Below are 21,676 nucleotides of genomic sequence, written 5' to 3'. Positions count from 1 at the left end.
AGCTGAATCGTTATGAAAAATTTTTATAATTACATTATATTTATTGCTAGTTTCTTATAATAGAATTGTGTAGCATAAATAACTATATTCCTTAATTTATTATGACTATTTACTCAAATGAAAGAAAACATTCGTTATTATCGTTTTTATTTTTTATGCATTTTATTTATTTTATTTGTTCTATTTTTTATACTAAAAAATTCAAATAAACCAACTAATCAAGGCCAACAATATAAAGATGGAGAACTATCTTTACCACTTAACAGAAATCATCCTCAATTAAATATCCCTGTCAATATATCAGACTACATTATCCAAATTGAAAAAATTAAATTATCATCCCCTGCATTATATCGTAAAAATGAGCATATTTATAAAGCGATAAATGAGTGGATTGAACGCTCTTTAAAAACTGATGAATTTTATAAAGTTGGACTTAATAGTTATGAAATGGCTGGACAAGATGGATACGGTAATGTGCATTTAACTGGCTATTACACCCCTATAATCAAAGCAAGACATCAACCAACAGAAGAATTTAAATATCCGATTTACAAAATGCCAACTGATAATGGAGAACAATTACCAGATCGTGAACAAATTTATAATGGTTCATTAACTGGTCAAGGACTTGAAATAGCCTATAGCAACTCTTTAATGGATAACTTTACTATGGAGGTACAAGGTAGCGCTTATATTGATTTTGAAGATGGTTCACCTTTAGTTTTTTTCTGCTATGGAGGTAAAAATAATCATAGTTATTCAAGTATAGGAAGATTATTAGTTGAACAAGGTGAAATAAAAAAAGAAAATATATCTATGCAATCAATCAAGGATTGGGCCAAAAATCAAAACGAAGAACAACTTAAATCTTTACTAATTCAAAACCGCTCATTTATTTTTTTCAAACCACAACATAATGCTGAGGTAAAAGGCGCTGCTTCAGTACCTTTAGTTGCTAATGCTTCTATAGCCTCTGATAAATCATTAATACCAATTGGTTCAGTGGTATTAGTTGATGTTCCTCTTCTTGATGACAATGGAAAATACCACGGTAAGCGAGAAATCCGTTTAATGGTAGCACTTGATGTAGGAGGTGCAATTAAAGGACATCATTTTGACCTTTACCTCGGCATCGGAGAAAAACCGGGTAAATTAGCAGGATACTATAACCATTATGGGCGCGCATGGGTGATAAAACCTTAAACAACTAACATCGACGCAATCAAAAGAACCTGCTAAAATAAGGTTATATAAGCCCAATTAAGGATAACTCATGAGATTATGCGACCGAGATATCGAAGCGTATTTACGACATGGTAAATTAAAAATAACGCCACAACCTGCAACAAACTTTATTAATGGTGCAACCGTTGATGTTAGATTAGGTAACCAATTTAGAACTTTTCGAGAACATACCACTCCTTACATAGATTTAAGTGGACCTAAAGAAGAAGTCTCTGCAGTACTAGAACGGGTGATGAGTGAAGAAATGGTATTACCCGAAGGTGATGCCTTTTATCTTCATCCGGGTGAATTAGCATTGGCAGTAACATTAGAATCAGTTTCTATTCCTGACGATTTGGTCGGATGGTTGGATGGTCGTTCGTCACTTGCCAGACTTGGACTAATGGTCCACGTTACGGCTCATCGTATCGATCCTGGTTGGCAAGGACAAATTGTATTAGAATTTTACAATTCAGGAAAGATCCCACTAGCACTTAGACCAGGTATGACAATCGGAGCACTTAGTTTTGAAACATTAACAGGACCTTCTGCAAGACCATATAACAGAAGACAGGATGCAAAATATAAAGACCAACATGGAGCAGTCGCCAGTCGTATTGATAAAGACTAAACAGTTTATAACCTTAAAAAAGGAATATTAATATGATCAAAAAATTTTTGATTGCTCTATTTACCTTAATCTTAATTATCTCAATAAGTATTATTTCGCTTATTATCTTTGTAGATCCTAACAATTTTCGTGGATTTATTTCTAATACGGTAAAAGATAAAACAGGTTATGAATTATCTATTAATGGAAATTTACGCTGGCATATATGGCCACAAGTAAGCATTTTAACCGACTCAATAAAACTATCTGACGATGGTGCTGAAAAACCCATTTTAATAGCAGATAATATGAGGCTAGATGTTGAATTATTACCACTTTTCTCAAAAAAGCTATCAGTTAAAAACATATTTATAAAATCAGCGGTTATTAACATTACCGATGAAAGTATAGGAACTATTACAAAAAATAAAATAAAGACACCATCCAATACTGCCACTAATGAAACAACTAATTCAAAAAATCAAAAAAAAACATCCAATTGGGAATTTAACCTAAATAAATTTGAAGTTACCGATAGCACAGTAATGTTACAACATAATGATGAGCTTATTAATTTTAGAAAAATTAACCTATCACTAGAACAAAATAAAGATAAAAATATTTTCATTGATTTAAAAGGTAATATAGATAAAAACCAACAAAATATATCTTATCTAGCACACGCCTCTGTCGATTTGAATCAATTTCCAAAGCAAACAATAATCGATTTAAAAAAATTAGATTTTACTTATAAGGGCATCAGTAATTCGGAAAAAGAATTAAAAGGTAATATTACTTGTATATTCAACTACCAACAACTCCCAATGTTGCTAAAAAGCCAAAATTTATCATTTTCAATTAATGAAAATGATTTTACTGGAGATATAAGTGCCGATTTAACAAATAAACCATATATAGATTTACAATTAAATTCAAATAAAATAGATCTGACTTCCTTTTTAGAGATAAATGAGAAATCCGATAAAAAAGCAACTACCCAACAAACTTCACCTGTAGTATCAAATATCAAAAAAAATGATAATGAATTAAGCTTTCTAAATACTTTTAACGCCAAAGCTAGATTAAGTATTAAACAATTGAATGCCAACAAAATAATATTAAACAATGTTGATATTGCTCTAACAAATAATGATGGTATTGCAACAATTAAAAATGTTAATTTTGATTTTGCTAAAGGACATGTAGCAGTAACAGGTATTGCGAATGGCAAACAAAAAAGTACGCTAATAAAGCTTAATACCAAAATAACAAACATTGATTTAACCACATTTTTTAGCCAAATAAATATCACAAATGATTTAGAAGGCTTATTCAATGCTACGGGGAATATAGAAAGTAATAGTTTATCAAGCTCCAAATTATTAACTAACTTACGCGGAAATCTAGAGATTGCTGTCACAGATGCTAGACTTAAAAACATTAATATTCAAAGCATTATACAAAATGCAGTAGCTCAATATACAAAAGATATTATGACACCTGAAAACCAAGAGAAATACACCAAATTTCATAAAATTTTAGCAAATGCCTACTTAAAACAAGGTAATTTAGAATTTACTACATTAAATGCTAATTCAGAAACACTTGATGTCATTGATGGTTCAGGAAGAGTTGGAATATTAAAACAAGACTTAGATATTAATTTAAACTTAAAAATGCTTGGAGGCTGGAATGGTAAAAGTGAAACAATTGGAAAGTTACAAAAATTAACAATACCTCTGCGTATTTATGGTCAATTTGCTAATCTTCACTATCAAATCAATATTGGTAAATTAGTTTCCGATGTACTTAGTGATAAATTACAAGAACGTTTAAATAAACTTCGTGACAAATTAGAAAATCACGACTCTAAAAATAATTCAAAAGCAAAAGCAAAAGCAAAAGCAACCGATATCTTAGGAGAATTACTAGGAAAATAACAATAAAAAAGGTGAATTAAAATCACCTTTTTTATATCAAAATTAAAACTACCTTATAAAATAAACTTACTTAAATCTTCATCTGCTACAAGTTTATCTAGATGATCACTTACATATTTAGCATCAATAATGATAGTATTTCCATGAAGTTCACTAGCTTCAAATGAAATTTCTTCCATCAAACGTTCCAATACAGTATGCAGCCTACGAGCACCAATATTTTCATTTTGTTCATTTACTTGCCATGCTGATTCCGCTATTTTTCGAATACCATCAGGAGTAAAATCAATATTTACACCTTCTGTTGCCATTAATGCTTTATATTGAACAGTAAGTGAAGCATTTGGCTCAGTTAAAATACGTTCAAAATCTTCACTTGTTAGAGCTTGTAATTCAACCCTAATTGGCAATCTACCTTGTAATTCAGGAATCAAATCAGATGGATTTGCGGTTTGGAAAGCACCTGATGCAATAAACAAGATATGATCTGTTTTAACCGACCCATGTTTAGTCGATACAGTACACCCCTCAACTAATGGTAAAAGATCTCTTTGTACTCCTTCACGTGAAACATCAGGACCCGATGAGTTACCGCGCTTGCAAACTTTATCTATCTCATCAATAAAAACTATGCCATTTTGCTCAACTGCTTCAATAGCTGCATGTTTGAGATCATCAGGATTAACTAATTTAGCTGCTTCTTCTTCAATGAGTTGTTTAAACGCATCTTTAATCTTCATTTTACGTGATTTTGTTTTTTGCCCACCTAAATTCTGAAACATTGACTGTAATTGATTTGTCATCTCTTCCATACCTGGAGGAGCCATAATTTCAATACCGATATTAACACCAGCTATCTCAATTTCTATCTCTTTATCATCAAGAGAACCTTCACGTAGTTTTTTACGAAAAGCTTGTCTTGCTGTTGAATCATTATTATTTTCAACTTGTCCCCAACCATCCTTAGCCGGTGCTACAAGCACATCCAAAATACGATCTTCAGCTAATTCTTCTGCTCGATTACGATTGCGTTCAATAGCTTCTTGGCGAATCATTTTTACCGCAGAATCAGTTAAATCACGAATAATTGAATCGACTTCTTTTCCTACATAACCAACTTCAGTGAATTTAGTCGCTTCAACTTTAATAAATGGAGCATGAGCTAATTTTGCTAAACGTCTTGCAATTTCAGTTTTACCAACCCCCGTTGGTCCAATCATAAGTATATTTTTAGGTGTAACTTCATGGCGTAATGTTTCATCAAGTTGCATACGACGCCAGCGATTACGTAATGCAATGGCCACAGAACGTTTTGCTTTATCTTGCCCTATGATATGTTGGTTTAATTCGCTTACAATTTCGCGAGGAGTCATTTCAGACATAATAATATTCTCTTTGTTCAATTAATAGTTGAGTTCTTCAATAGTTTGAAAGTTGTTGGTATATACACAAATATCACCAGCAATTGACAACGATTTTTGTACAATATCGTGAGCAGAAAGTGAGGTATTATCTAGTAGAGCACGAGCTGCCGCTTGAGCATAAGGACCGCCAGAACCAATAGCAATTAAATCATCTTCTGGTTGTATAACGTCACCAGTACCTGTAATAATAAGTGATGTACTTTCGTCAGCAACAGCCAATAAAGCTTCTAGTTTACGTAACATTCTATCTGTTCGCCAATCTTTAGCTAATTCAACAGCAGCTTTAGTTAAATGCCCTTGGTGCATTTCTAATTTTCGCTCAAATAGCTCAAATAAAGTGAAAGCATCGGCAGTACCACCAGCAAATCCTGCAATCACTTTGTTATTATATAAACGACGAACTTTACGGGCATTACCTTTCATAATAATACGTTCGCCCAACGTGACTTGACCATCACCACCAATAACGACTTGCCCTTTACGACGGACACTGACAATTGTTGTCATGTTCTGTTCCTTTTTTAACTTAAATAATTTGATTCAGAATGGATAGACGATATATTGGGATGATTAATATAAATTCAATATTTTTATTAGAGAATATTGATAATTTATTGCAAAAAATTAGAAACTTTAGAAACATCGTGTCTGCATATAAAATTATTTCGGTTGAAAATCAATTTTCATTATTTTTACTTGATCATAAAATGCACTTGTAGGTTTTGGAATTACAGCTTGTTTAGTAGCAGAAAGTGCTTCTCGACATAATGCTTCATCACCACCTTTCGCAGTAACATCGAGTAATAAACCATCAGGTGCTATTTGAATTTCTAATACACAATTACGACCACTATATAATTTGTTGGGATTAATAAATTTATTACTAATAGCATTTTGAACCAAAGACTTATATTTATCAAGTGCTCCATCTGAAACGCCTTTACGACTAGCCGATCCACCAGACGGACTAGGAGTACCAGATGTCAACCCACCTAACAAGTTATCGAGTTCTTTATCTTTTTTAGCTTGTGCGGCTTTTCTTGCTTTTTCGGCAGCAGCTTTTTCAGCGGCTTGCTTTTTTGCTTGATCTTCCTTTTGCTTAATTAGCTCTTCTTGTTTACGCTGATTTTCAATTTTTTGTTTTTCAATAAGTTCTCGCTCAGCTCTTGCTTTAGCCTCTTGTTCAGCTTTTTGTTTTGCTAGTTCTTCTTGCTTACGTTGATTTTCTTCACGCTGTTTATCTAATAATTCTCGCTCTGCTTTTAATTTAGCTTCTTGTTCAGCTTTCTGTTTTACAAATTCAGCCTGCTCTTGCTCTAAGCGCTGTTTTTCAGCCTCCCTTGTCTGATATTCTAATTGTTCTTTAGCTTTTCGCTCCTCTTCTTCTTTTTGCCTTGCTATCTGTGCAGCTTTCGCTGCTTCAGCTTCTTTTCTCTGCAATTCCTCTACTTTTATGCGCTCTCTTTCTAATTCTTTAAGTCGTTGTTGCTGAGCCAGTTGTTGCTCTTGTAGCTCACGAGCCTGATTATCTATTTGTTGCTGTCTTTTTTGTTCAGCTTCTTTTTGACTAACTTGGGTTTTTAATTGCCTTTGATACTGTTCGGTCATGACCGAAGAATCAACCATAATAGCATCTATAGAATTACCATTAGCGTTACCATAGTTAGTATCATTAGAATGCATAGCTTTATAACCCAAAACAGCCAATAAAATTGCATGTAATATAATGGATATTATAATAGCTATACTTAATTTTGAATTTGGTTTATAAGACATTGCTGACTTCTTGCTATATTATATTATTTAAATTGGTTGAGTCATTAATCCTACAGACTTAACACCAGCAGATTGTAATAAATTCAACGCTTTTATAATTTCTTCATATGGAACATCTTTAGCACCACCAACTAAAAAAACAGCTTTTTCGTTAAGAATCATCTGTTGCTTAACTTCTGCAATAATGTGTTCTTGTGATAAATTACTTTGACGATCTTGGTCAATAATCAACGTATATATACCTACACCAGAAACTTCAATAATAATCGGTTTATTTTCAGAAGGCGAAACCGTTTTAGACTCCGATGCTTCAGGCAAATCAACTTCAACACTTTGACTAATAATTGGAGCTGTTGCCATAAAAATAAGCACTAATACCAAAAGCACATCGAGTAAAGGTACTATATTAATTTCAGATTTAATTGAAAAACGTGATGAACGTCTGCTCATAATTATTTCCTAACAGCAACAGCTTGACGTTGTAAAATTGCTGAAAATTCATCAATAAAGTTAAGGTAGCTTTGTTCAATTCGACTCACTCTTAATGATAAACGATTATAAGCAAGTACCGCTGGAATAGCAGCAAATAAACCAATAGCTGTTGCAATCAATGCTTCAGCAATACCAGGAGCAACCAATTTTAATGTGGCTTGTTTAGCTTCACCCAAAGAAATAAATGCATGCATAATTCCCCAAACAGTCCCAAACAAACCAATATATGGACTAATGGATCCCACCGTGCCCAAAAAAGGAATATGTAATTCTAGGTTATCAAGCTCACGATTCATCGCTAAACGCATAGAACGCAATGATCCATCTAAAGCTGACTCAGCCATATTAGGGTTAATTTGATACAGTCTTGAAAATTCTTTAAAACCTGAATAGAAAATATGTTCTGTACCACTAATTTCTTCTTTATGAAATTTTGCTTTATCAAATAACACATTTAAATCATCAGCTGTCCAAAAATTATTATCAAATTGCTCAATTTGTTTTTTAGCTTTACCTAAAATTTTAGTTCTTTGAAATATAATAGCCCATGACATAATAGAAAAAGTAAGCAGCAGCAACATGACAGCTTGAACTAACAAACCTGCTTGCAAAAACAGATCAATAATATTCATATAAACTCCAAAACTAGTAACTTAGGAAGCCCACATGGCTTCATTTTCGTAATATTTACACAAGCAATAAGGACATCAGCTGTACTAATAACTTGGTTATTTTGATTAAAAATAGTCTGCTTAAAAACAATAGATGCCTTGCGAACTTGCCCAATGCAAGTCTCAATAGACAACATATCATCTAAACGAGCTGGAAAATGGTAACCAATATCCATCTTTTTTACCACAAAAGCAATACCTTCTTGCAATAACATTTGCTGGTTAATATTAAACTGTCTTAGTATTTCTGTCCTTGCTCGTTCATAAAAAGCAAGATAACGTGCATGATAAACTACACCACCAGCATCTGTATCTTCATAATAAACTCTTGCATTCCAATTGAATTTTTTCATATCAAAATCGCACTAACTATATTTGATTACATTATATCTAAATATAAAATTTGCTGCATTATGATATAAAAAAAAACAAATGAAAACAATTATCATTACAATTTATGATTAATATCTTTTGCAACAACTAAAAAGGCGACTTTTCGTCACCTTTTTATTACTTTTCTATTATTCTATAACAAATACTACTTGTTATTAGATTCTTTTTCATTACTATCGCGTTCAACCCATAAACCAGTTACAGCAGATAACATACATGCCGCAATCAGTCCTATAAACCATAAAACGTAATACATAATATCTTCCTTAATAAAGTGAATGCTTATTATTTTCGATATGATTTTTGTCTAACCGTCCAAACATTTTGATATATGACCAAATGGTATAAAAAAGAACAATAGGCAAAAATATAAGAACGACAATAAACATAATATTAAGTGTTAATTGACTTGATGATGCGTCCCATATTGTCAAACTTGCGTTCGGCATAATGCTTGATGGCATAATAAATGGGAAAGTTGCAATACCATAGGTAAATAAAACACATGCAATTGTTAATATAGATGAAACAAAAACTAATGCATTTTTATTTAAACCAGAAAAAAGAATAGTCAACAGTGGTAACACAATCCCCAAAGCAGGCACTATCCATAAAATAGGGTAATTCATATAATTAGTTAACCATGATGCATCAGTAGACACAGTTTTATTTAACGGTTGTGATGCTGCATCATAATCGATGATACTAGTAATTTCATAACCATGAATACCAAATGCAACCCAAACTCCCGCTAAAACGAAAGCAATTAACATAATTAAGCTAGCGATTTGTGTAGCCTTTCTGGCTCTTAAATAAAGTTCACCTGATGTTTTCATTTGTAACCATGCGCCACCATGAGCAACAAATAACATTAAGCTAACAACACCAGTCAACAACGCAAAAGGGTTAAGCAAACCAAAGAAGTTACCCTCATAGAACACGCGATAAGAGTTATCAAATCGGAATGGAACACCTTCTAATAAATTACCAAAAGCAACACCAAAAACCAATGCTGGCACAAAGCTACCAGCAAAAATACCAGTATCCCATAAATTACGCCATTTTGAATTTTCTAATTTACTGCGATAATCAAAACCAATTGGTCGAAAAAACAGCGCACAAAGCACTAAAATCATTGCAATATAAAAGCCAGAAAACGAGGCTGCATATGCCATAGGCCAAGCAGCGAATATTCCCGCACCAGCAGTAATTAACCAAACTTGGTTACCATCCCAATGGGGAGCAATTGCGTTTATCATAATTCGACGTTCAGTGTCAGTTTTACCAATAAACGGTAATAAGATACCCACGCCCATATCAAAACCATCAGTGACAACAAAACCGATTAAAACAACACTAATCAGCACCCACCAGATGACACGTACAATTTCGTAATCAATCATTGTATATACTCCCCTATGCTTTATTCTGATATTGGTTGTGTTTTTTCATAATAATAGTTGCCTGTACCTAAAGAGCTTGGACCTAAACGAGCAAACTTAAACATCAAGAACATTTCTGCAACCAAGAACAAAGTATAAAGCCCACAAATAAGCACCATAGTAAATAATACTTCACCTGGAGTTAAGGAAGAATTTGCTACGCCTGTTGGTAAAATATCTTGAATTGCCCATGGTTGACGGCCATATTCAGCCACAAACCAACCACATTCACAGGCTAACCATGGTAAAGGTAAAAATAGAATCAATAAACGGCATAACCAACGTTTTTCGCCGATTTTATTTTTATAGGTAGTCCATAAAGCGATACCTGTTCCCAAAATCATTAACAAACCAAAACCGACCATGCCTCTAAAAGCCCAAAATAATGGCCAAACAGCAGGAATTGAATCCTCTGTTGCTGCTTTGATATGTTCTTCCTTTGCTTGAGGGATAGTCAAATTATCCCGATCAGTGAAACGTTTGACTAAATAACCATAACCTAAATCAGATTTATTGTCTTCAAACGTTTTAAGAACTATTGGATCTTGACTTCCTTGCTGAATTTTTTCCAAATTCGTATAAGCTAAAATACCATTACGAATTCTAGTTTCATTATTTTTTAATATATCTTTTAATCCGATTACTTGAGTATCAAATGAACGAGTGGTCATTATACCCATTGCATAAGGAATCTCTATTGAAAATAAATTTTCTTTATTTTTTTGTGATGGAAAAGCAATAACATTAAATGATGCTGGCGCAGGTTGAGTTTCCCACTCAGCTTCAATGGCAGCAAGCTTAGCTGGTTGAACCGTTGTCATTTCGTGCCCTGCTTCATCCCCCATAATGGCAACAGCAATTGACATGATAAAACCAAATGTAGCTGCCACAGCAAAGGAACGTTTTGCAAATCCAATATCTCGTTTTTTTAGTAGATAATAAGAACTAATACTTAATACAAAAATCGCACCAGTTAAATAACCTGCTGCTACAGTATGAACAAATTTATATTGAGCAACTGAGTTAGTAATTAACTCGAAAAAATTGGCCATTTCCATACGTGAATTGATAGGGTTAAACTCAGAACCCACCGGAAACTGCATCCAACCATTAGCAACTAATATCCAAAGTGCTGAGAGATTAGAACCAAATGCAACACACCAAGTCACCATTAAATGTTTACCGCGACTCAATCTATCCCAACCAAAAAAGAATAAACCAACCATTGTTGATTCAAGGAAGAAAGCCATTAAACCTTCAATCGCTAATGGTGCACCAAAAATATCACCCACATAGTGTGAATAATAAGACCAGTTAGTGCCAAATTGAAACTCCATGGTTAAACCAGTTGCTACACCTACGGCAAAGTTAATACCAAACAATTTGCCCCAAAACTTCGTCATATCTTTCCAGACTTGCTTACCACTAACAACATATACGGTTTCCATAATTGCTAGCATAAACGCTAAACCTAGCGTTAATGGAACAAAAATAAAATGATACATTGCAGTAAGTGCAAACTGGAGGCGTGAAAGTTCTACTATATCTAACATAAGCGCTCCCTAATCCTTAAATGCTCACAAAATTTTACGTTATTGACTGCTATTATACACTGATAATTACAGAATAAAAATTGATGTACATCAAAAAATCTATATCTTAATTTGTTTGTTCACAGCATCGCCGATATCGGTAAGACTTTTTACAACTGTAATGCCTGCAGATTGCAATACTTTAGATTTTTCAGCCGCTGTCCCCTTATTTCCTGAAATAATTGCACCAGCATGTCCCATACGTTTCCCTGATGGAGCAGAAACACCTGCAATATAAGCTACAACGGGTTTAGTTACGTGTTTTTTAACGTATTCAGCTGCCTCTTCTTCGGCACTACCACCAATTTCACCAATCATAACAATGATTTCAGTTTTAGGATCTTGTTCAAGTAATGCTAAAATAGAAATAAAATCACTACCAGGAATAGGGTCACCGCCAATACCAACACACACAGATTGCCCCAAACCAATATCCGTTGTTTGTTTAACCGCTTCATAAGTTAATGTACCAGAGCGAGAAACAATCCCCACTTTCCCTGCTAGGTGAATATGTCCAGGCATAATACCTATTTTACATTCATCAGGAACAATAATACCGGGGCAATTTGGTCCGATCATAACAACATCATTTTGTTGTAGTTTTTCTTTAACAACAAGCATATCTAAAGTTGGAATACCCTCAGTAATACAAACAATTAATTTAATACCTGCATCAATCGCTTCTAAAATAGAATCTTTACCAAATGCTGCTGGTACATAAATAACGCTTGCCGTCGCCCCTGTTACATCAACAGCCTCTTTAACAGTGTTAAAAACTGGCAAACCTAAATGTGTTGAACCGCCTTTACCCGGTGTCACCCCACCGACTAACTTAGTACCATAATCAAGCGCTTGCTGTGAATGAAAAGTACCTTGACTACCGGTAAACCCTTGGCAAATAACTTTGGTTTCTTTATTAACTAAAATTGACATAATAACTATTCTCCATGCGTCCTATTATTAAGCAACAGCAACGATTTTTTGGGCCGCATCTATTAAACTTTCAGCAGTAATAATATTTAATTTACTTTTAGCGAGAATTTCTCTAGCAAGTACAGCGTTATTACCTTCAAGACGAACAACAACAGGAACAGTAAGACCAATTTCCTTAATTGCACTAATAATACCATCAGCAATTAAATCACAACGAACAATACCACCAAAAATATTAACCAAAATTGCTTTCACATTTTTGTCAGATAATATCAATTTAAATGCCTCTGCAACGCGTTCTTTCGTTGTGCCTCCACCGACATCCAAAAAGTTAGCTGGCTCACCGCCATGCAGTTTAATAATATCCATAGTTGCCATCGCAAGACCTGCACCATTAACCATACAACCAATATTGCCATTTAATGATACATAGCTAATACCTTGTTTTGCAGCGATTGATTCACGCTCATCTTCTTGCGTTGTATCTCTTAAAACATTTAAGTTAGGATGTCTAAAAATAGCATTATCATCTAAAACCACTTTTGCATCTAAACAAATAAGTTCATCTGAATCAGTAATTACTAAAGGATTAACTTCGGCTAATGAAACATCATTTTCTAAAAAAAGCTTTGCAAAATTGACAAACAGCTTTGTAAATTGGTTCACTAATTTACCTGTCAGTCCCAATTTGAATGCAAGCTCTCGAGCTTGAAAAGCACAAGGTCCAGTTAAAGGATCAAGCGAGGTTTTATAAATTAAATGTGGCGATTTTTCAGCAACACTTTCAATGTCAACACCACCTTCTGTTGAAGCCATAATTACAACACGCTTAGAGCTACGATCAACCACTGCCCCCAAATACAATTCCTTATGAATATTAGACGCTTTTTCAATTAAAATTTTGTTAACTGGTTGGCCTTTATCGGTTGTTTGATAAGTAACTAAATATTGCCCCAACCATTTTTCAGCAAACTGCTTTATCTCACTATAATTTTGAGTACAAATAACGCCACCGGCTTTACCTCGCCCTCCTGCATGAACCTGACATTTAGCCACCCAAGTACCTAAATCTTTCTGTGAAGATAATTCAGCTAATATATCTTGTACTTCACCAATTGAGTTACAAACATATCCTTCTGGTATGGGTAAATTATATTGTTTAAAAAGACATTTAGATTGATATTCATGCAAGTTCATAAACGAATTCCACAGCCTAAGTTAACATAAAATAGACAACAATTTTAATTCAACATAAATAAATTGTATAGCAAATAATAACTTATGTTTAGCGTAAGTTAGGATTATTGCTGATAGTTAGTGACAATGATATACTTCTAAAAATATCTTAATATCGTAAATAGTAAAGGTAAAAATATGAAACAAGTTGGTATCTTTTTTGGTAGTGACACAGGTAATACAGAAAATGTAGCAAAACAAATCCAACTAGCTTTGGGTAATGACAAATCTGACATTTTTGACATAGCCAAAACAACTAAAGAAGACATTGAGCAATATGATTATCTATTTTTTGGAATTCCAACTTGGTACTATGGTGAATCGCAAGCCGACTGGGACGATTTTTTTCCAAATTTAGAAAAAGTTGACTTTAACGGTAAAGTGGTAGCTATTTTTGGTTGTGGCGATCAAGAAGATTACGCCGAATATTTCTGTGATGCTATGGGTACACTTCGTGATATTATCGAACCTAAAGGTGCAAAAATCGTTGGGCACTGGTCAACTGAAGGCTATAGTTTTGAAGCATCAAAAAGCTTGGTTGACGACACTCACTTTATTGGTTTAGCGATTGACGAAGATCGCCAACCAGAGTTAACTGAAGAACGCATCAACAATTGGGTTAATCAAGTCAAAATAGAAATGAAAATTTAATCTATTAAAACGATTTCTTTTATTTACCATATATAGTTTCTATAATGGTTAAATATTTATAACTTAACGGGAAGTAATATGACTAATCACGATAATGATAATAATGCAGCTCTGAAAAGCGCTGGTTTAAAGGTTACGTTACCACGATTGAAGATTTTAGAATTATTACGAGATCCTTCATGCCAACATATCACAGTAGAAGATCTTTATAAAAAACTACTTGATATGGGTGAAGAAATTGGGCTTGCAACCGTCTATCGTGTTTTGAACCAGTTTGATGATGCTGGAATTGTCACTCGCCATAACTTCGAAGGTGGCAAGGCAGTTTTTGAACTAGCGACACAACAACATCACGATCATTTAATTTGCTTGGATTGTGGCGAAGTGTTTGAGTTTCGCGATGATATTATCAATGCTAGACAAAAAGAAATCGCAGAACAATATGGTGTTAAGTTAACTTATCACAGCTTATACCTTTATGGGCATTGCCAATCTGGTAATTGTAAAGCGCATCCTGAACTTCATCACAAAAAATAAGCCTATTCCAATAGGCTTTTTGCTTATTTAAAATATGACAACTTACCTTTTTACTAGGTTAATACTTAAATGAAACAGCTTTTAAACTTTATTCCTCTTGTATTCTTTTTTATTTTTTTAACAATGTACGACGTCTTTGTGGGCGTTCAAGCATTAATGATCGCAGCAACAGTATGCTTTCTTCTTATTCTTATTTTATATAGAAAAATAGATAAAATAGAGTTAATTTCTTATCTGATGATCATGGTTTTTGGTGGATTCACACTTTATATGCGTGACCCTAATATAATCAAATGGAAAGTAACTATTATTAATTTCTTATTTGCTATGGCGTTATTAGTTAGCCAATTTATTTTCAAAAAAAACCTACTTCAAAAAATGCTCAGTAAAGAAATACAACTAGATACAAATATTTGGAATAAACTAAATTTATTATGGGTCGTTTTCTTTATATTATGTGGCACAATTAGTTTAGGTGCGACCTATTACACTACAGATAATTTTTTCTGGATATTTAAAGTATTTATTTTACCTGGCGCATCGTTACTATTGTCTTTAATATCAGGTATCTACATCTATAAAAATATGAATAAAGATATAGACAATAAACAATAATATAGTACAAATGGAGTATTTTAGCATGACACAAAATATAGCCCCTAAGGGACAACTAGTCCTAAGAACTCTGGCTATGCCTGCAGACACCAATCCCCATGGACATATTTTTGGCGGGTGGATCATGTCTCAAATGGATCTTGCTGGTGGTATTTTATCAAAAGAGATCGCTAGAAATCGAGTTGTAACAGTTAATGCTAGTAGTATTACATTTTACAAACCAGCAATGGTAGGGGATGTTGTTTGTTGTTACGCACAATGCATTAAAACAGGAAAAACATCTATCACCATTGGTATTGAGGTTTGGGTAAAAAAAGTCATTGATACATTTGATACTACAGAACGTTTTTGCATAACCGATGCTGTATTTACTTATGTTTCAGTTGATAAGCATAATAACCCCAAACCATTACCAGAAGTTTTTCAAAATTATGATTGCACTAAAGATCCGCTTACTAAATTAAACTTAACTAATAATTAACTAAGTATGCAATTTACCACATTTCATGCTTTAATTAGCACTTTGATCTTTTTTGTTTATTGGTTGATCATTGTTTCAACAACATTACGGATCGTCTTCAAACGAAGACCAACAACTTATGTCATTGCATGGATGTTAGTTATTTATATATTACCACTTGTCGGAGTGTTCCTTTATTTTGCCCTAGGAGAGGCTCACTTAGGACAACAACGCGTTAAACGGGCGCAAAAAATGCGTCCAACTATTTCAAAGTTTATTAATCGTCTAAGTGAATTTTCTGATATTTTTACCAGTAATGTTAGTCAAGTAAGTAAACCAATTTTTCAACTTTGCAAACACCAAACAGGTCTTGATGGAATTAATGGTAATCACATCGAACTACTAAGCGAAACTAACGAAATTTTTGACCGTTTAATTGACGATATAAATAAAGCAACATCAAATATCGAAATGGTATTTTATATCTGGAATGAAGGTGGTCGTGCTGATGATGTTGAACAAGCACTAATACAAGCAACTAAGCGAGGTGTAACTTGTCGATTAATGGTTGATTCTGCAGGTAGCAGACATTTTATAAAAACTGATGCGAATAAAAGAATGCGTGATGCAGGAATTATCATTGTTGAAGCTTTACAAGTAAACTTACTTCGATTTATGTTTAGACGACTGGACTTACGCCAACACCGAAAAGTAGCCATCATCGACAATTATATATCCTATACTGGCAGTATGAATATAGTTGATCCTCGCTTTTTTAAACAAAATAAACATGTTGGTGAATGGGTTGATATTATGGTCAGAATGAATGGCCCTATAACAACGTTAATGAGTGCCATATACGCCAGTGATTGGGAACTAGAAACAGGCAAACATTTAACTCTACCCAAAATAACCGACTTCGCCGAACCACCAGAGGATAAAAAACACATAATGCAATTAATAGCATCTGGCCCAGGTTATATGGAAAACATGATTCACCAAGTGTTATTAACAGCGATCTATTCAGCACAAGACCAAATTATTTTTACAACACCTTATTTAGTACCTAGCGATGATATTTTACATGCTGTCTGTACCGCAGCTCAAAGGGGAGTAGAAGTCATCATCATCATCCCCAAAAAAAATGACTCACTAATGGTAAAATGGGCAAGCCGAGCATTTTTTTCTGAATTATTAAATGGTGGTGTAAAACTCTATCAATTCAATGATAACCTATTACACACAAAAAGCGTTCTAATCGATAACCAGCTAAGTCTTGTTGGTACTGTTAATTTAGATATGCGTAGCTTATGGCTTAATTTTGAAATCACAACAGTGATTGATGACATAGAATTCGCTAAATCGTTAGCATTGCTCTTAAAAAAATATTTATCTAACTCAGATAAAGTAAAAACTGAAGAATGGAACCAACGCCCAATTTGGCAACGGGTTGTTGAACGGCTGTTTTACTTTTTTGCACCATTACTATAATTTTTATTTAGTTCTTCAAGCATCCCCTTTATTATTTATTAATAACCATTCTGAGAAATATCTGGTAAAAACTGATTGTTTGTTAATCTATAAACATCACTCTCGATAGAACCATCAGCATTAAGTTTAATTTCTCGCCAACCGGGAGCATCGTCACTTGATAATTGAAAATCATAGCATTCAGGTTTAAATTGAAAACAAGTTGAAGGCGTTGAAAAAGCATTACAATGATGCCAAATATAATCCTGTTTTTGATGAATGTGGCCCCAACCAATTCCCTTTATATTAGGATGTTGTTGAATAATCTGCTCTAATTGTCCACTATTTTTCAAAATGTGCTGATCTAACCAATGGCAGCCAGAACTAATTGGATGATGATGTAAAAAAACTAACACATATCTAGAAGAGTATTTAGTTAAAGCATTTTGTAAAAACTCAAGTTCAGATTCTGGTAAAAAACCATAAGCCTGCCCCACAACTTGGCTATTTAATAAAACAATTAACCATTTGCTTCCTAGTTGAACTATTTTATTATCGGCAAGTTGATAGTTATCAAATACATCTTGCATATAAGCATAATTATCATGGTTACCAGCCAACCATACACAAGGCGTATTAAACTTATTTATTTGCTTAGCAAAACGGGCATAAGCTTTTTTAGAACCGTCCTGAACAAAATCACCACTCGCTACAATCAAATCAAACTTCTTGTTACTACGTTCAATTTCATTAATAACTGATAAAAAGCTAGCATTAGAATGAACTCCCAACAACGAGCTATCATCATCTGAAAAAAGATGAGTATCAGTTATATGTAATATTCTACCGTAATTTCTATTCCGAATTGGAAGTTTTAAAAATGACTCCAAAATTTACCCCAATTATTTATCAATCTATAATTATGGTTAATAATGTCAGCAACAAAATAAACATTGTGACTGGAAACATAATTTTTATTATAAATCCTAGTGTTATATTAAAGTGTAAAATAGATCACACTTTTATGAAAGAAATAATTAAATCTAATCATTAAAAAATTATTTCCACTCTTTTTTTAATGACTCATGATTAAGCTCTAACCATTGAAGTGCAATAATGGATGCAGCATTATTAATAATTCCATCTTCTACCCATTGATAAGCTTGAGATCGGCTTACAACATGAACTTTAATATCTTCGTTTTCTTCAGCTAGGCCGTGAATACCTTTAGCGGTTGATGAATCAACTTCACCCACCAAAATATGCAGTCGTTCAGTCAAACCTCCTGGTGATGCCAAATAACTGATTATAGGTTTACATCTACCTACAGTGACTCCGGCTTCCTCCATAGCTTCACGCCTTGCTACATCTTCATATGACTCATTTTCATGATCCATCATACCGGCAATAAGTTCTAGCATCCATGGACTATCTTGAGTTTCAATAGCGGCAATTCGAATTTGTTCAATTAATACAACGTCATCACGTTTAGCATCATAAGCTAAAAGTACAACCGCATGACCACGTTCCAAAATTTCACGAGCTACAACTTCGCTCATTGAACCATCAAATTTACGATATTGAAAACGATATTCAAATAAAGAAAAAAAACCTTTATACAAAACTTTCTTAGTCAAATTAACCACATCGTTTTTATCAAAACGAACTGGATTACCTTTAATTTTCATATAAAATCCCAAATTTAAATTGAATTTGAATAAAAAGTGCGAATAGACATAAACTATGCTTACTATATGTTAATTATCTGCTAAAATTATACCATTAAAAATACTACTATATTTTAATGATTTTTAAAGAGAAGATTGATGAAAAAAACTTTAACCTTTTTAGTCGGCTTAATATTAAGCCAATCTGTCTTTGCTGAAAATTTAATACAAGTTTATGAACAGGCAAAAGAAACTAATCCAGATCTACGCAGTTCATTAGCTGAAAAAAACAAAGCATATGCAGCAATTTCTGGTTCTCGAGCGAGTTTGCTACCACAGATTGGTTTGAGCGCTTCTTATGGTGTTAATCATGGTCGACGTGATAACAGTGGTATAAAATCTAAAAGCGGCAACTTATACCAAATCGCAGTATCACAAAGCATTTTTAATTTCTCAAATTGGAAAGCCTTAGATATTACTAAAAAACAAGCAAGTATTGCCGATATTGCCTATCAATACCAAGGTCAAACATTAATCTTAAATACTTCTGTTGCTTATTTTAATGTGTTAAAAGCACTTGATGCATTAAGCTTTATTGATGCACAGAAAAAAGCAATTGGGCGCCAATTAGAGCAAACACGCCAACAACATCAAGTTGGTTTAGTAGCAATTACTGATGTACAAAATGCTCAAGCAAACTATGATCTGACTGTAGCTCAACAAGTTAACGCATTAAATGAGTTAAACAATGCAATCGAAAATTTACGCCAAGTAAGTGGTCGTTTTTATTCAAATTTAGCAAGTATTAACAGTAATACATTTAAAACTGAAACCCCAACACAAATCAGTACATTATTAAAACAATCTGAAACGTCTAATCTTAATTTATTAACAATGAGGTTAAATCAAGACATAGCACGTGAGCAAATCAAACTCTCACAATCAGGTCATTTACCAACAGCAAGTTTAGATGCATCGACAAATTTAAATAAAACTGATAGATATGGTAACAACATAGCACCAGGTGCACATGGTGGCAAATCTTATTCAGGGAACAACTATGTTGGCGTCAGTGTAAATCTACCTATATTTTCAGGTGGAGCAACAATGTCTAAAGTTGAACAAGCCCAACAAAACTATGTAAGTTTCAGCGAAAAACTAGAAAGCACTAATCGTAGTGTTATTAATCAAGTCCGTTCATCGTACAATAATATTTCATCATCCATTAGTGCAATTAAAGCTTATCAACAAGCCGTCGTTTCTGCGCAAAGTTCATTAAACGCCACCAATTCGGGTTATCAAGTTGGAACACGAACCATTGTTGATGTATTAAATGCTACTACACAACTATATAATTCTAAACGAAACTTATCTGATGCAAAATATAATTACTTAACTAGTCTACTACAACTTAAATATGCTGTTGGCACATTAACTGCAGACGATTTAGTCTATCTAAACAATATGTTAGGAAAAGAAGTTAGCACTTTAGTAACTATAAAATAATTATCGTATTAGTTATATAATAAAAAAGGCGAAATAATCGCCTTTTTTATTATATTTAAACGTAATTATCACTCAAGCCATCGCATTCAGCACAAATTCAATAAATGCTTTTAACTTTGGTAGTTGCTGACAATCAGCTGTGTAAAGCATATTAAGCTGCTTCGCGGGTGGTAAAAATGACTGTAATACAGGAAGTAATTTCTTTTGCGTGATCGGTTCTTGTAACATAGCTTCAGGTAACATTGTGATACCTAATCCTTCAATTGCCGCTATCGCTAAAGCCGACGTCTGATTGCTTTGAAATGATCCTGATATAGGAATATTAATTAATTCACCATTAATCATAAATGGCCAAATATAGTCTTTGCTATTTTGATTAGCATACTGATAAACCAAACACCGATGTTGTTTCAAATCATATGGTGTTAGTGGAATACCATATTCTGCCAAATAATTTGGTGAAGCAGCAAAAATAAGTTGATGAGGATTAAGTCTACGAGCAATGAGGCTAGAATCACTCAAATCACCAATACGAAACGCGATATCAAAACCATCCTTAACTAAATCAACATAATGATCACTCAACTGAATATCAACACTAATTTTTGGATAACAATTTAGAAACCGACTAATTAGTGACACTAAAGCAGAATTACCAAACGTAAATGGTGCACTAATTCTAAGCACTCCACTAGGTTCGTCTAAAAATTGTTGTGCAAGCATAGTGGTAGCTTTAACTTCACCCAAAATACTTAAGCAACGTTCATAATACTGCTTACCAAATTCAGTAAGATTTTGTGAGCGAGTTGTTCGATTAAGTAACTTTAGCCCTAATTGCGTTTCTAAAAAAAGAATATATTTCGCAACCATTTGAGGAGAGGTATTTAATGAAATAGAAGCTGATGCAAATGAACCTGTTTTTACAGTCAATACAAAAGCTTCCATACTCCTAAATAAATCCATATTACCAACCGATAGTTGTTAATAAAACAACTTTTAAGATATTTATTACTTTTTATTTTACAAATATCATA

23 protein-coding genes are annotated in these 21,676 nt (G+C 33.4%); 9 read left to right on the top strand and 14 right to left on the bottom strand.

Going from position 1 to position 21,676, the window contains the following annotated elements:
• Positions 1 to 117: 117 nt before the first annotated feature.
• The 3 genes from mltA to asmA all read left to right on the top strand — a co-directional run bounded on the left by mltA (position 118) and on the right by asmA (position 3,777).
• Complete coding sequence (mltA, locus tag GQ594_RS01545; RefSeq protein WP_160411150.1) at positions 118 to 1,206, top strand: murein transglycosylase A; 1,089 nt, start codon at positions 118 to 120, stop codon at positions 1,204 to 1,206.
• Positions 1,207 to 1,276: 70 nt separating this feature from the next.
• Positions 1,277 to 1,858, top strand: coding sequence for a dCTP deaminase (gene dcd, locus GQ594_RS01540; RefSeq protein ID WP_160411149.1), 582 nt, complete (start codon positions 1,277 to 1,279; stop codon positions 1,856 to 1,858).
• A gap of 32 nt (positions 1,859 to 1,890) precedes the next feature.
• Positions 1,891 to 3,777: an outer membrane assembly protein AsmA gene (asmA, locus tag GQ594_RS01535; protein WP_160411148.1), complete on the top strand. Its 1,887-nt coding sequence runs from the start codon at positions 1,891 to 1,893 to the stop codon at positions 3,775 to 3,777.
• A gap of 53 nt (positions 3,778 to 3,830) precedes the next feature.
• On the opposite strand, the gene hslU is transcribed toward asmA, so the two are convergent.
• The 11 genes from hslU to sucC all read right to left on the bottom strand — a co-directional run bounded on the left by hslU (position 3,831) and on the right by sucC (position 13,697).
• A complete protein-coding gene (gene hslU, locus GQ594_RS01530) occupies positions 3,831 to 5,159 on the bottom strand; it encodes an HslU--HslV peptidase ATPase subunit (RefSeq protein WP_160411147.1) in 1,329 nt (442 codons plus the stop codon).
• Positions 5,160 to 5,180: 21 nt separating this feature from the next.
• A complete protein-coding gene (gene hslV, locus GQ594_RS01525) occupies positions 5,181 to 5,708 on the bottom strand; it encodes an ATP-dependent protease subunit HslV (protein WP_160411146.1) in 528 nt (175 codons plus the stop codon).
• A gap of 153 nt (positions 5,709 to 5,861) precedes the next feature.
• Complete coding sequence (tolA, locus tag GQ594_RS01520) at positions 5,862 to 6,977, bottom strand: cell envelope integrity protein TolA (RefSeq protein WP_160411145.1); 1,116 nt, start codon at positions 6,975 to 6,977, stop codon at positions 5,862 to 5,864.
• A 27-nt stretch (positions 6,978 to 7,004) separates the two neighbouring features.
• Entirely contained in the window at positions 7,005 to 7,427 is a 423-nt protein-coding gene (gene tolR / locus GQ594_RS01515; RefSeq protein ID WP_160411144.1) for a colicin uptake protein TolR, read from the bottom strand.
• 2 nt (positions 7,428 to 7,429) lie between these two features.
• On the bottom strand, positions 7,430 to 8,101 hold the full coding sequence (gene tolQ, locus GQ594_RS01510; protein WP_160400344.1) for a protein TolQ: 672 nt from the start codon (positions 8,099 to 8,101) through the stop codon (positions 7,430 to 7,432).
• Positions 8,098 to 8,493, bottom strand: coding sequence for a tol-pal system-associated acyl-CoA thioesterase (gene ybgC / locus GQ594_RS01505; RefSeq protein WP_160400343.1), 396 nt, complete (start codon positions 8,491 to 8,493; stop codon positions 8,098 to 8,100). Before ybgC ends, tolQ begins: the two co-directional genes overlap by 4 nt.
• Positions 8,494 to 8,678: 185 nt before the next feature.
• Positions 8,679 to 8,789 (bottom strand): cytochrome bd oxidase small subunit, CydX/CbdX family, encoded by a 111-nt coding sequence (locus tag GQ594_RS01500; RefSeq protein ID WP_160411143.1) that lies wholly within the window; start codon positions 8,787 to 8,789, stop codon positions 8,679 to 8,681.
• Between the two features lie 10 nt (positions 8,790 to 8,799).
• On the bottom strand, positions 8,800 to 9,936 hold the full coding sequence (gene cydB, locus GQ594_RS01495) for a cytochrome d ubiquinol oxidase subunit II (RefSeq protein ID WP_160411142.1): 1,137 nt from the start codon (positions 9,934 to 9,936) through the stop codon (positions 8,800 to 8,802).
• 20 nt (positions 9,937 to 9,956) lie between these two features.
• The gene (locus tag GQ594_RS01490) at positions 9,957 to 11,528 is read right to left on the bottom strand and encodes a cytochrome ubiquinol oxidase subunit I (protein ID WP_160411141.1); all 1,572 of its coding nucleotides are present in this window, start codon (positions 11,526 to 11,528) and stop codon (positions 9,957 to 9,959) included.
• A 99-nt stretch (positions 11,529 to 11,627) separates the two neighbouring features.
• Entirely contained in the window at positions 11,628 to 12,500 is an 873-nt protein-coding gene (gene sucD, locus GQ594_RS01485; RefSeq protein ID WP_160411140.1) for a succinate--CoA ligase subunit alpha, read from the bottom strand.
• Positions 12,501 to 12,527: 27 nt separating this feature from the next.
• The gene (gene sucC / locus GQ594_RS01480) at positions 12,528 to 13,697 is read right to left on the bottom strand and encodes an ADP-forming succinate--CoA ligase subunit beta (protein WP_160411139.1); all 1,170 of its coding nucleotides are present in this window, start codon (positions 13,695 to 13,697) and stop codon (positions 12,528 to 12,530) included.
• Between the two features lie 177 nt (positions 13,698 to 13,874).
• Here sucC and fldA point away from each other — a divergent pair, with 177 nt between their 5' ends.
• From fldA to cls, 5 genes are all read left to right on the top strand, one after another.
• Positions 13,875 to 14,387: a flavodoxin FldA gene (gene fldA, locus GQ594_RS01475; protein WP_160411138.1), complete on the top strand. Its 513-nt coding sequence runs from the start codon at positions 13,875 to 13,877 to the stop codon at positions 14,385 to 14,387.
• Positions 14,388 to 14,465: 78 nt separating this feature from the next.
• The gene (fur, locus tag GQ594_RS01470) at positions 14,466 to 14,924 is read left to right on the top strand and encodes a ferric iron uptake transcriptional regulator (RefSeq protein WP_160400336.1); all 459 of its coding nucleotides are present in this window, start codon (positions 14,466 to 14,468) and stop codon (positions 14,922 to 14,924) included.
• Positions 14,925 to 14,993: 69 nt separating this feature from the next.
• Positions 14,994 to 15,539 carry an inner membrane-spanning protein YciB gene (locus GQ594_RS01465; protein WP_160400335.1) on the top strand — a complete coding sequence of 182 codons (546 nt, stop codon included), beginning with the start codon at positions 14,994 to 14,996 and terminating at the stop codon, positions 15,537 to 15,539.
• A 25-nt stretch (positions 15,540 to 15,564) separates the two neighbouring features.
• Positions 15,565 to 16,020 (top strand): acyl-CoA thioester hydrolase YciA, encoded by a 456-nt coding sequence (yciA, locus tag GQ594_RS01460; RefSeq protein ID WP_160400334.1) that lies wholly within the window; start codon positions 15,565 to 15,567, stop codon positions 16,018 to 16,020.
• A 6-nt stretch (positions 16,021 to 16,026) separates the two neighbouring features.
• Positions 16,027 to 17,490, top strand: coding sequence for a cardiolipin synthase (gene cls, locus GQ594_RS01455; protein ID WP_160400333.1), 1,464 nt, complete (start codon positions 16,027 to 16,029; stop codon positions 17,488 to 17,490).
• Between the two features lie 38 nt (positions 17,491 to 17,528).
• Here the strand turns inward: cls and cpdA are convergent, their stop codons facing one another.
• On the bottom strand, positions 17,529 to 18,359 hold the full coding sequence (cpdA, locus tag GQ594_RS01450) for a 3',5'-cyclic-AMP phosphodiesterase (protein ID WP_160411137.1): 831 nt from the start codon (positions 18,357 to 18,359) through the stop codon (positions 17,529 to 17,531).
• Between the two features lie 168 nt (positions 18,360 to 18,527).
• A complete protein-coding gene (gene nudF / locus GQ594_RS01445) occupies positions 18,528 to 19,157 on the bottom strand; it encodes an ADP-ribose diphosphatase (protein WP_160411136.1) in 630 nt (209 codons plus the stop codon).
• 138 nt (positions 19,158 to 19,295) lie between these two features.
• Here nudF and tolC point away from each other — a divergent pair, with 138 nt between their 5' ends.
• Entirely contained in the window at positions 19,296 to 20,642 is a 1,347-nt protein-coding gene (gene tolC, locus GQ594_RS01440; protein ID WP_160411135.1) for an outer membrane channel protein TolC, read from the top strand.
• Between the two features lie 72 nt (positions 20,643 to 20,714).
• Here tolC and GQ594_RS01435 read toward each other — a convergent pair whose 3' ends face one another.
• A complete protein-coding gene (locus GQ594_RS01435; protein WP_160411134.1) occupies positions 20,715 to 21,605 on the bottom strand; it encodes a LysR family transcriptional regulator in 891 nt (296 codons plus the stop codon).
• Positions 21,606 to 21,676 lie beyond the last annotated feature (71 nt).

It is taken from the genome of Gilliamella sp. Pra-s52 (genome assembly GCF_009795805.1).
Taxonomy (GTDB): Bacteria; Pseudomonadota; Gammaproteobacteria; order Enterobacterales; family Orbaceae; genus Gilliamella.
Note: the sequence above shows the minus strand (reverse complement) of the source record. Positions and strands in the feature narration are given on the sequence as shown.